Genomic DNA, 11,799 nt, shown 5'->3' on the forward strand with positions numbered 1-11,799 from the left:
GGCTAACACACAGAGACATAAAAATATGTTTGAAAAAATACTGATAGCTAACCGAGGTGAGATCGCCTGCCGGGTGATCAAGAGTGCCCGCAAGATGGGTATCAAAACCGTGGCAGTCTTCTCCGACGCCGACCGCGAGGCGCTGCACGTCAAGATGGCCGACGAGGCGGTGCATATCGGTCCCTCTGCCTCCGCCGAAAGTTACCTGGTGATGGAGCGCATTATCCAGGCCTGTCGCGATACCGGTGCCCAGGCGGTGCATCCCGGTTACGGCTTCCTGTCGGAAAACTCGGCCTTTTGCGAGGCGCTGGAGAAAGAGGGTATCGCCTTTATCGGGCCGGCTACCCTGGCTATCAACAGCATGGGCGACAAGATCACCTCCAAGAACCTGGCGGAGCAGGCCGGGGTCAATGTGATTCCCGGCTATACCGATGTGGTGCGGGATGCGGAGCATGCGGTGGAGATCTCCAATGGCATCGGCTACCCGGTGATGCTGAAGGCCTCGGCCGGCGGCGGCGGCAAGGGTATGCGGGTGGCCTGGAACGAGGCGGAGTGCCGTGATGGCTTCGAGCGCGCCACCAACGAGGCCCGCTCCAGCTTTGGTGATGACCGGGTGTTTATCGAGAAATTCATCGAGGAACCGCGCCACATCGAAATCCAGGTGATGGCAGATACCCATGGCAACGTGATCTACCTGGGCGAGCGCGAGTGCTCCATCCAGCGCCGCCACCAGAAGGTGATCGAGGAGGCCCCCTCGCCCTTCATCGATGAGGCCACCCGCAAGCAGATGGGTGAACAGGCGGTGCAGTTGGCCCGGGCGGTGCAGTACCGTTCGGCCGGAACCGTGGAGTTCATTGTCGATGCCAAGCGCAATTTCTATTTCCTGGAGATGAACACCCGCTTGCAGGTTGAGCATCCGGTCACCGAACTGGTCACCGGTCAGGATCTGGTGGAACTGATGATCCGGGTGGCCAATGGTGAGGAGCTGCCGCTCCGGCAGGAGGATGTAAAACTGACCGGCTGGGCCATGGAGTCGCGGGTCTATGCGGAGGACCCGTTCCGCAACTTCCTCCCCTCAATCGGCCGCCTGGTCAAGTATGAGCCGCCGGTGGGTGACAACGTGCGGGTGGATACCGGCGTCTACGAAGGCGGCGAGGTCTCCATGTTCTATGACCCGATGATCGCCAAGCTGATCACCTATGGGGCCAATCGCAATGAGGCGATCACGCGTATGCAGGATGCCCTGGATGCCTACTGCATTCGCGGTGTGCAGCACAACATCAGCTTCCTCAACGCCCTGATGGTGCATCCGCGCTTTATCGAGGGTCGGCTCACCACCAACTTTATCGCCGAAGAGTTTCCGGATGGTTTTGATGCCTCCTATGTGCCGCAGGATGATCCGGCCAAGGTGGTGGCCGTGGCAGCCATGATTCATCGTCAGTATATGGATCGTGCGGCCCGGCTGAGCGGCCAGTTGCGCGGTCATGAGCGCAAGGTGAATGATGAGTGGGTGGTGATTATCAACGGAGAGCACCATGCGGTCAGCGCAGTGCCGGCCAATGGCGGCTGCCGGGTGGAGTATGCCGGCAACGGTTACGATGTGACTACCGAATGGGCGCTGGGTCAGCCGCTGCTGCATGGCACTATCAACGGCCTGTCGGTCTGTTTCCAGGTCGAACGCAAGGGGCTCTGGCTGCGCCTGTTCCATCGTGGCAACCAGACCGATGCCCTGGTGATGACGCCGCGGGCGGCGGAACTGCATGCCCTGATGCCGGAAAAGGAGGCGCCGGATCTGTCCAAATTCCTGCTCTCTCCCATGCCCGGGCTGCTGGTCAAGGTCTCGGTTGTCGAAGGCCAGGAGGTCAAGGCGGGTGAAGAGCTGGCGGTGATAGAGGCGATGAAAATGGAGAACGTGCTGCGTGCCGAGCAGGACGCCACCGTGGCCAGCATCCAGGCCGAGGCCGGTGATAGTCTGAGAGTGGATCAGGTCATCATCGAGTTCGAGTGAGTCACAGCGGGTGGGATTATCAGCCGCGAATAAACTTAAAAACCTTATTTCAACCGCTAAGAACGGAAAGAACGCCAAGGAAAACAACGACTTGAATTCTCCCGATTCTCCGCTTGGCGGGTTGGGCCGAAAATGAAGGTAAGCCATTGTATTTCTTTGCGCACTTTGCGTTCTTCGCGGTTAAATTGAGGAATTCAGAATAAACAGGGCGTCTCTCGGTGGTCGGTCCAGATGTCGGGTCCGCCCGCAAGGTTGAACGCAAGGCTCGAATTCAGGGTCGGGATACCGGCATTCATTCACGGCTGGATATCCAGAGGTCAGGTACGCAATTTCGCATGATGGATACCGAACAACTGAGTGAGCAACTGGCCGGGCAGCTACTGGCGGGCAACCGCAGGGCGCTTTCCCGGGCCATCACCCTGGTGGAGTCTACCCGGTCCGATCATCGGGTCCAGGCCAATGCCCTGTTACAGCGGCTCACGCCGCATGCCGGAAATTCCATCCGTATCGGTATCAGCGGTGTGCCGGGGGCGGGTAAATCCACCTTCATCGAAGCGGCCGGGCTGCATATTCTGGAGCAGGGGCACAAGCTGGCGGTGCTGGCGGTGGACCCTTCTTCCGCCATCAGCGGGGGTTCGATCCTGGGGGACAAGACCCGTATGGAGGAGCTCTGTCGGCACCGTGAGGCCTTTATCCGCCCCTCGCCGGCGGGCAGGACCCTGGGCGGCGTCACCCGACGTACCCGGGAAACCATGCTGTTGTGTGAGGCGGCCGGGTTTGATGTGGTGATTGTCGAGACCGTCGGGGTTGGCCAGTCGGAGACCGCGGTGGCCGATATGACCGACATGTTCCTGCTGTTGCTGCTGCCGGGGGGTGGCGATGATCTGCAGGGGATCAAGCGCGGCATCATGGAACTGGCCGATCTGGTGCTGGTGAACAAGGCCGATGGTGATATGGCGGCCACCGCCAATCACTCGGCCAGCGACTATATTCATGCCCTGAAGCTGCTGCATCCCCGGACCCGCAACTGGCGGGTGCCGGTCAAGACCTGTTCGGCCCTGGAGGGGCGGGGCATTGCCGAGGCGTGGGAGACGGTCTGCCGTTATCGGGACGTGCTCACCGCCAGTGGTGAGCTGGCCCAGCGACGCGCCCAGCAGGCCAAATCCTGGATGTGGAGCGAGACGGCGGAGAATCTGCTTACCGCCCTGCGCGAGGACAGGCAGGTGGCGCAGCTGATCCCCCGGCTGGAACGGGCGGTGACCGACGGCACCCTGCCCCCGACCCTGGCCGCCGCTCAACTGCTGAATGCCTTTTTACGCAACGACCGGTTGCCCGACTGAGCCCCAATTATCCATGAGGTTATATAAATGATTGGAAAACTGAATCACGTAGCGATTGTTGTACCTGACCTGGAGGCTGGGACCGCCATCTATCGGGATACCCTGGGGGCGCAGGTATCCGAACCTCTGGCGTTGCCGGAGCATGGTGTCATTACGGTATTTGTCGAGCTGCCCAACACCAAAATCGAGTTGCTCTATCCGCTGGGTGAAAACTCCCCCATCGCCAAATACCTGGAGAAGAATCCGGGTGGCGGGGTGCACCATGTCTGTTACGAGGTGGCGGATATCCAGGCGGCGGCGGAGAAGATGCAACAGGCGGGTGCGCGGGTGCTGGGCGATATCAAGATCGGCGCCCACAACAAGCCGGTGCTGTTCCTGCATCCCAAGGATTTTTGCGGCACCCTGGTGGAGTTGGAGCAGGCGTAGACAATTCCCTTGCCCGTCGGGTCGAAATTATCAATACTTGGCCCGCCTCGGACCGGTTTCGTGGCACAGTCCGCAGGTTGGGGTGGGAACGAACGAACCTCAACATCAGGATGGCGCGCATGCATGAAATCCCGTTGGGGTTCGCAGGCTCACCTCAACCTACGGACTCTGGCTGAAATATAGATACAGGGTTGACCATGGCCTCCATTGAACAGCTTTTTGACTACAACGCCGATTGGGCGGCCCGCATCAAGGCGGAAGATCCGGCATTTTTTGACAAGTTGTCGAAACAGCAGTCACCCGAATATCTCTGGATCGGCTGCTCCGACAGTCGGGTACCGGCCAATCAGATTACCGGCCTGCTGCCGGGTGAGATTTTCGTCCACCGTAATGTAGCCAATATGGTGGTGCACACCGATCTAAACTGCCTGTCCGTGGTGCAGTATGCGGTGGAGGTGCTGAAGGTGAAGCACATTATCGTCTGCGGGCATTACGGTTGCGGTGGTGTCGCGGCGGCGCTGCAGAACCGCCCCCTGGGTCTGATCGATAACTGGATCCGCAATATCAAGGATGTCTATTTTAGTCATCAGGCGCGTTTCGAGAGCTGTATCGACCAGGAGGAGCGGATCGATATTCTTTGTGAGCTGAATGTAATCCAGCAGGTGGCCAACCTGTCCCATACCACGATCGTGCAGGATGCCTGGAGCCGTGGTCAGCCGCTGTCGGTACACGGCTGGATCTACAGTATCCGGGACGGCATCCTGCGGGATCTGGATGTCAGTTACGATGCGGCGGGACAACTCCCGGCCGTCTATCGGCACAAGCCGGCCAAGGGCTCATGAAACAGCGGCTTGCACTACTCGAAGAGACCCTGCATCGTGAAGTGCCGCTGACACGCACCATGGGGGTGCGGGTGGAGGAGCATGACGGACGGGAACTGCTGTTTCTGGCCGACTTCGAGCCCAATATCAATATCCACGGCACCGCTTTCGGCGGCAGCCTCTACAGCATCTGCGCGGTGGTCTGCTGGGGGATGCTGCACCTCAAGTATGAGGACGAGGGGCTGCAGGCCCACAGTGTCCTGGGGGATGCCAATATCAGCTACCGTCTGCCGGTGCGGGGTGAAATCAAGGCACGTTGCCGCCTGCCTGAGGATGGCAGTTATGAGGCCTTCATCGAAAACCTGCGCGCCGGCAAGCGCAGCCGTATCGAGCTGACCGCGGAGATCCTCACCGAACGTGGCGTGGCGGTGCGCTTCATTGGCAGTTATTCGGCCACTACCTGAGCCGCCAGCCACGACGCCACTGCGCCTGTCGCCCCGGCAGTTAGCCAATCTCCCTGGCACCGGAGTTATCCTGATTCCAGATCGGCCTATAGTTCAGAGAGCTTGCGACAGGCCCTGTTGACCGCGGCCTTGTGGAAGAGCGAATTAAGGATGATGAGGTTTTGCCGCTAACCTGTTATTGCGTGGATCGCCCTCGGGCAGGCGGTTGCGACAGGCTGACAGGTAAATCGGACCCGGGGTATAGGTGAAGCCAATGAGCAAGCTGCAGAATCTGAACGAGGATACCTCCGCCAGTGACAGTGCGCTGCACCCGGTGCTGGTCGCTCTGCTACAGATCAGGTTGAGCAACCGCGCCCTGCGTGACTGTATGCAGGAGGCCCTGCGGATCATCCTGACCGCCCCCTTCTCCGAACTGCTCCCCTCCGGCGCCATTTTTCTGGCCAGCCGCGAGACAAGGGAGCTTCAGTTGCTGGTCCACGAAAATCTTGCTAAGCCGCTGCATACCCTCTGTGCCCGGGTGCCTTTTGGACACTGTTTGTGCGGTCGTGCAGCAGCCGAGCGACAGATTATGCATGCCGCGTGCGTGGATGAGCGGCACGAGATCCTGTTCGATGGTATACAGCCCCACGGCCACTACAATGTGCCGATCCTCTCCGGTGCAAGGGTGCTGGGAGTGATGGTGCTCTACCTGCCTCATGGCCATCGGCGGGACGAGAGAGAGGTCCGTTTCCTGGAGACAGCCGCCCTGGTGCTGACCTCGATTATCGAGCGCAAGCGCTTCGAGGAGCAGCAGGAGAGCCACTACCAGAGCCTGATCGAAAACCTGCCGCAGCGCATCTTCTACAAGGACCCGGACTTGCGCTATGTCTCCTGCAACCGGCTTTATGCCCGGGACCTGGAGATCCAGCCGGGGGATATCGGCGGTCGTTGTGATACTGATTTCTACTCCCCCGAGCAGGCGGAGCAGTTCGCCCGTGAGGATCGCTGGGTCATTGAGAGCGGGGAGACCATTGAGAAGGACGTGATTCGCAGCTATCGCGGGGTGGAGTCATCCTACCATCTCCTGAAGGCGCCATTACGCGGTCCCGCCGGTCTCGTAATGGGAGTTTTCGGCATGTACTGGGATAACTCGGAGGAGAAGCGCGCCCAGACGGCCCTGAAGGAGAGCGAGGAGAAGTTCTCGGCCATGGCCAATTCGGCCCAGGATGCCATTGTCATGGTCAATCAGGATGAGGAGGTGATCTTCTGGAACATGGCCTCGGAGACCATGTTTGGCTTCCAGGTGGAGGATATTGTCGGTCAACGTCTGGATGACTGGATCGAACCGGGCGAGAGCCGGGACGAGTTTGCACGCCTGGTGGCTGGCCTGACCCGGTCAAGGGGCGAGCATGTGGCCGGCCGCACGGTGGAGCTGACCGCTCTGCGCCGCGGTGTGGAACCGTTTCCTATCGAACTGTCGATCTCCGCTCTGCAGCTCAAGGGGCAGTGGCATGCCATCGGCATCATCCGCGATATCTCGGAGCGGAAAAAGGCGGAACAACAGCGCCAGCTGATGGAGGTGCAACTGCGCCAGGCGCAGAAGCTGGAGTCGATTGGACAACTGGCGGCCGGTATCTCCCATGAGATCAATACACCGAGCCAGTTTGTCGGTGACAACATCCAGTTCCTGAAAGAGGCGATACAGGACCTGCAGCGACTACGCGCCGATTACCGGGCCCTGGTTGATGTGGTGGAGTCGGGGGGCGACCCCGCTCTCCTGCTTCGCCAGGTGAGGGAGCGGGAGGAGGAGATCGACCTGGAGTTTCTCAATGAAGAGGTGCCTCGGGCCATCGAGCAGTCGCTTGAGGGGATTGGCCGGATCGGCAAGATCGTGCGCGCCATGAAAGAGTTCTCCCATCCCGGGGCGGCGGGCATGGTGGAAACCGATATCAACCGGGCGATCAGTACCACTCTGGAGGTCTCCCGCAACGAGTGGAAGTATGTCGCCGAACCCCGTCTCGACCTGGCGGAGGATTTGCCGAAAATCCTCTGCGCGCCGGATCAGCTCAATCAGGTATTCCTGAATCTGGTCGTCAACGCCGCCCATGCGATTGCCGATGTTATTGAGCAGGGTGATGCTCGCAGAGGCACTATTGATATCTCGACGCGCCTGCTGGGTGATCAGATCGAGATCCGGGTGAGCGACAGTGGAACCGGCGTACCGGCCGGGATAAAGGAGCGTATTTTTGACCCCTTCTTTACCACCAAGGCGGTGGGCAAGGGCACCGGACAGGGGCTCTGCATTGCCTATACTACTGTTGTTGAGCACCATCACGGTAGCCTCCGGGTGGAGGATAATCCCTCCGGTGGAGCGGTATTCGTGGTGCTGCTGCCGGTGGATGGCACGGAACGGGTGGGTGACATGGCGTCCCTGTCCGACTAGGACAGGGACATTGAAATGAAAAGCAGGATTCTCTTTGTAGACGATGAGCGACATCTGCTGGATGGCTTGAAAAGATCACTCAGAAGCCAGCGCAATGTCTGGGAGGTGAGCTTCGCCGACTCCGGCGAGGAGGCGGTCCGCCTGACGGAGGAACAGCACTTCGATGTGGTGGTTACGGACATGCGCATGCCCGGCATGAACGGGGCGGAACTGCTGGCGCGACTTTCCGAGAATTACCCGGATATGATCCGGCTGATCCTGTCCGGACATTCAGATGAGGCGCTGATTCTCAAGGCGGTGCCCTACGCCCACCAGTTTCTCGCCAAACCCTGCGATGCGGAGGTGATCAAGCATGTCATTACCCGTTCACTCAAGCTGAAGTCGCTGGTGGAGGATAGTCGCATGCAGGCGCTGGTGTCGCAGATCCGCTCGCTGCCGACGCTGCCGGAGCTTTATGTGGAACTGACCGAACTGCTGAATTCGGATCGGGTCTCGGTGCAGAAGGTGGGTGAGGTGATTGGCCAGGACCCGGCGATGGTCTCGAAAATCCTGCAGATGGTCAATTCGGCTTTTTTTGGTATCGGCCACCACATCTCCAGTCCGGTGCACGCGGCCACCATGCTGGGTATCGAAACCCTGCGGGGACTGGTGCTGTCGGCGGGTATTTTTATTCAATTTGATACCAAGGCCTTGAATATCGGAGATTTCACGCTGGAAGCGCTGCATCGCCACAGCCTGCAGGTGTCGCGCCTGGCCAAGGCCATTGCGGAATCCATGGGGGTCGACAAGCAGGTGGTGGAGGACTCCCTGCTGGCGGGGCTGCTGCATGACATCGGCAAGCTGATCCTGGTGCAGAGCCTGCCAAATGAATACCGGGATTTTTTCGATAAAATTCATGATTGCCACGCCGAACTGTTGGAAGCGGAGCGTTCCGTGTTCCATGTCGATCATGGGCGGGTGGGCGCCTATCTGCTGGGTCTGTGGGCATTACCCGACAGCCTGGTGGAAGCGGTTGCCTATCACCACGAGCCGCAGCTGTCCGAACACTTTGGTTTTTCACCGCTGCTGGCGGTGCATGTGGCGGATGCTCTGACCTCGGCCCATTCCACGGATGCGGCCGTGATACCGGCAGGCCTGGATATGACCTATCTGGAGGCATCCGGGGTGGCGGACCGGCTGGATGAGTGGCGCGCCCTCCATGGTTCACTGCTGGAGGAGGCCGGATGATGGCAGCGCGGGTACTGTTCGTTGATGATGAAGAGAATATCCTGAATGGCATCAAACGCCAGCTCAGGAAACAGTACGAGATAACCACCGCCTTGAGCGGTGCCGAGGCGCTGGATGCGATCAGGGTGGGCGAGGAGTTTGCCGTTATTGTCTCCGACATGCGCATGCCGGAGATGGATGGTGTTGAGTTTCTGCATCGGGCCCGGGAGCTTTCGCCCAACAGCGTGCGGCTGATGCTGACCGGCAATGCCGACCAGCAGACCGCCATCGATGCCGTCAACCGGGGCGCGGTGTTCCGTTTCATGAACAAGCCCTGTCCGGTCACGCTGCTGGTCGAGAGTATGGAGGCGGCCCTGGAACAGTATCGACTGGTCAAATCCGAGCAGGAGCTGCTGGAGGGTACGGTCAACGGCTCCATCAAGCTGTTGACCGATATCCTGTCTATGGTGGCCCCGGAAACCTTCGGCAAATTGACCGAGTTGCGGGAGCTGGCACGGGAAATCGCCCGCGCCATGCGCCTGATGTCCACCTGGGATATTGAAATGGCCGCGATGCTCTCCAAGATTGCCTATGTCACCCTGCCGCCCCAGACCCTGGCCCGGGTGCGGGCCGGCAAGGCGCTGGATCAGGCCGAGCAGTTGGTGATCGCGCGGCTGCCGGAAACCAGTAGCAATCTGCTGGCTAATATCCCCCGCCTGGAACAGGTGTCACGCATCATTCTCTATCAGCGCAAGAATTTTGACGGCAGCGGCTTTCCCCAGGATATGCTGGCCGGCGAAGAGATTCCGCTGGAGAGCCGCATCCTCAAGGTGCTGCACGAACTGTCGGTACAGGAGGATAACGGCCTGTCCACTGCCACCGCCCTGAAGCAGATGGGCAGGCAGCCGGGGCGCTATGACCCCAAAGTGCTGCAGACGGTAGGCTGGTTCCTGATGGCGACGGAAGAAGAGGAAGCGCTACTGCCGCCGATCCACGTGAAGGTGGCCGAGCTGAGACCGGGGGTGGTGCTGATCAACCCGGTGGAGACGGTGGAGGGGCACACTTTGATTACCGCCGGCCAGAAGCTGACCGAGACCATGCTCCAGCGGCTGGTCAACTACCATCATGTGCACCGGGTCAGGGAGCCGATCAAGATCGCCATGCCGGCGGAAGCCTGATCGATTGGGCGCCGGCCTCCTGTGGGGCCATGCGGTTCGCTTCACGACCGCATTTTGAAATCCAGTCATAGGGGCGTCGTCGGCGGGCAAGGCCCACGCTATGGTATTGGAGCATCGCCAGCGAGGAGGATACTCGCCGGAAGCGATACCGGCGGAGCGCTACGCTTCCGGGTCCAGCAGGATACCCTTGTCAAACAGCGGGCTCGGTTTGCTCAGCAGGTAGCCCTGGGCGTAGTTGACGCCGATCTCATGCAGTTGATGATGGATGTCTTCATTCTCCACAAATTCCGCGATTGTCTGTTTACCCATGATCTGGCCCATGTCGTTGATCGACTTGACCAGGGTCCAGTCGATGATGTTACGGTCAATGTGGCGCACAAACATGCCGTCCATCTTGAGGAAATCCACCGGCAGGGTGCGCAGGTAGGCAAAGGAGGAGAGTCCGGTGCCAAAGTCATCCAGGGAGAAGCGAATGCCGCTCGCCTTGAGAACCTGCATAAAGTTGACCGCGGTATCCAGGTGGCTGATGGCAGCGGTCTCCGTGACCTCGAAACAGATCTTGCCAGGCGGCACTTCGGACTGGGCCAGGGTTTCCTGGATGAAGTTCAGCATCTCTTCGTCACCGATGGAGAGACCGGACAGGTTGATGGAGCAGAGCGAGAGCGCCTGCAACTGGTCCGGATGGTCGTTAAGCCAGCCGATGGTGTTGCGGATCACCCAGCGGTCGATCTGGGGGGTCAGGTAGTAGTGTTCTGCCGCCGGTAGAAATTCGCCTGGTGAAATAATCCGGCCGTCATCCCCCTCCAGCCTGATCAGTATTTCATAGTGCTCTCCTTCGCTTTCAATCGGGTTGATCGGTTCAATGGTCTGGTAATAGAGCTGGAAGCGGTTCTCCGTGATTGCCCGGTTGATGCGGCTGATCCACTGGATCTCGGTCAGGCGCCGGGTCAGCAGGGCATCCTGTGCGCCGCCGGTGTGAATCCGGTTTCTGCCCTGATCCTTGGCCACATTGCAGGCGGTTTCCGCCGCGTTGAACAGCGCGGTGACGCTTTCGCTGTCGCTGTTGACCGGTATCAGACCAATACTGGTACTCAGGTCATAATTGCCCTCTTCCCAATGAAAAACGAACGCTTTCATCTGCTGGTGTATTTGCTGGACGATCTGCTGGCCGTCCTGCAGACTGCAGTCGCTCAGGATCAGGCCAAACTGGTCACTGCCCAGGCGCGCGGCGATATCCCCGCTACGCCGCTGATGTGAAAGCAGCGCCCCCAGTTGTCGCAACAGTTCATCACCGGCGGTGTAGCCGCAAGCGTCATTGATACGGTGAAAGTAGTCGATATCGATAAAACAGAAGATATGCTGTCGTTCCTCCTGTTTGGCCGATTCCAGTGAGCTTTTCAGGCGCAGCTCGAATGCCCGACGATTAGCCAGACCGGTAAGAATGTCATGCCGTAGATGGTGGGAGAGCTTGGCACTGAGATGCTGGACCTTATCCGCGGCATGCTGTGATATGGCATCCCGATGCCGTTCGGTGCGATATTGCACCAGTGCCTCGTCCAGCGCCTCCCGGAGGGCAGCGGCGGAACAGGGCTTGGTGAGGAATTTGAAGACGTGGCCCTGATTGACCGCATCCATGGCGGTCTGCTGGTCGGAGTTTCCGGTCAGCATGATGCGAATCGCCTGAGGATGGGAAACCGTCAGGCGTTTGAGTAGCTCAACGCCATCCATTTCCGGCATCCGCATATCCGACACCACCACTGCGTAGGGGTTATCACCTGTCCGGTCGAACAGTTCCAGTGCCTCGGCTCCGCTGGTGGCTGTATCGATGCTGAATTGTTTGCCCAGGCCACGGCGGTAACCGGAGAGGATCAAGGGCTCGTCATCGACCAGCAGGATACGTTCAGTCACTTGGGTTGTCCCCCTGGGAAAAGTTA

At 59.6% G+C, this 11,799-nt stretch carries 9 protein-coding genes; 8 read left to right on the forward strand and 1 reads right to left on the reverse strand.

What is annotated here, in order from left to right:
• Positions 1 to 25 precede the first annotated feature (25 nt).
• The 8 genes from A3GO_RS0103980 to A3GO_RS0104015 all read left to right on the forward strand — a co-directional run bounded on the left by A3GO_RS0103980 (position 26) and on the right by A3GO_RS0104015 (position 9,865).
• The gene (locus A3GO_RS0103980; RefSeq protein ID WP_029132303.1) at positions 26 to 2,008 is read left to right on the forward strand and encodes an acetyl-CoA carboxylase biotin carboxylase subunit; all 1,983 of its coding nucleotides are present in this window, start codon (positions 26 to 28) and stop codon (positions 2,006 to 2,008) included.
• 218 nt (positions 2,009 to 2,226) lie between these two features.
• A complete protein-coding gene (gene meaB, locus A3GO_RS0103985) occupies positions 2,227 to 3,348 on the forward strand; it encodes a methylmalonyl Co-A mutase-associated GTPase MeaB (RefSeq protein WP_335340002.1) in 1,122 nt (373 codons plus the stop codon).
• A 27-nt stretch (positions 3,349 to 3,375) separates the two neighbouring features.
• On the forward strand, positions 3,376 to 3,774 hold the full coding sequence (gene mce, locus A3GO_RS0103990) for a methylmalonyl-CoA epimerase (protein ID WP_029132305.1): 399 nt from the start codon (positions 3,376 to 3,378) through the stop codon (positions 3,772 to 3,774).
• A 197-nt stretch (positions 3,775 to 3,971) separates the two neighbouring features.
• Entirely contained in the window at positions 3,972 to 4,616 is a 645-nt protein-coding gene (gene can, locus A3GO_RS0103995; RefSeq protein ID WP_029132306.1) for a carbonate dehydratase, read from the forward strand.
• Positions 4,613 to 5,059 (forward strand): YiiD C-terminal domain-containing protein, encoded by a 447-nt coding sequence (locus A3GO_RS22440; RefSeq protein ID WP_051301809.1) that lies wholly within the window; start codon positions 4,613 to 4,615, stop codon positions 5,057 to 5,059. Before can ends, A3GO_RS22440 begins: the two co-directional genes overlap by 4 nt.
• A 253-nt stretch (positions 5,060 to 5,312) precedes the next feature.
• Entirely contained in the window at positions 5,313 to 7,481 is a 2,169-nt protein-coding gene (locus A3GO_RS25165) for a PAS domain-containing protein (RefSeq protein ID WP_051301810.1), read from the forward strand.
• A 15-nt stretch (positions 7,482 to 7,496) separates the two neighbouring features.
• Complete coding sequence (locus A3GO_RS0104010) at positions 7,497 to 8,708, forward strand: response regulator (RefSeq protein ID WP_029132307.1); 1,212 nt, start codon at positions 7,497 to 7,499, stop codon at positions 8,706 to 8,708.
• Positions 8,708 to 9,865, forward strand: a complete 1,158-nt coding sequence (locus A3GO_RS0104015; protein WP_029132308.1) for an HD domain-containing phosphohydrolase — start codon at positions 8,708 to 8,710, stop codon at positions 9,863 to 9,865. Before A3GO_RS0104010 ends, A3GO_RS0104015 begins: the two co-directional genes overlap by 1 nt.
• 159 nt (positions 9,866 to 10,024) lie before the next feature.
• Here the strand turns inward: A3GO_RS0104015 and A3GO_RS22450 are convergent, their stop codons facing one another.
• On the reverse strand, positions 10,025 to 11,773 hold the full coding sequence (locus tag A3GO_RS22450) for an EAL domain-containing protein (RefSeq protein ID WP_245621658.1): 1,749 nt from the start codon (positions 11,771 to 11,773) through the stop codon (positions 10,025 to 10,027).
• Positions 11,774 to 11,799: the final 26 nt, after the last annotated feature.

The sequence above is a fragment of the Sedimenticola selenatireducens DSM 17993 genome (assembly GCF_000428045.1).
In the GTDB taxonomy this organism is placed as follows: domain Bacteria; phylum Pseudomonadota; class Gammaproteobacteria; order Chromatiales; family Chromatiaceae; genus Sedimenticola; species Sedimenticola selenatireducens.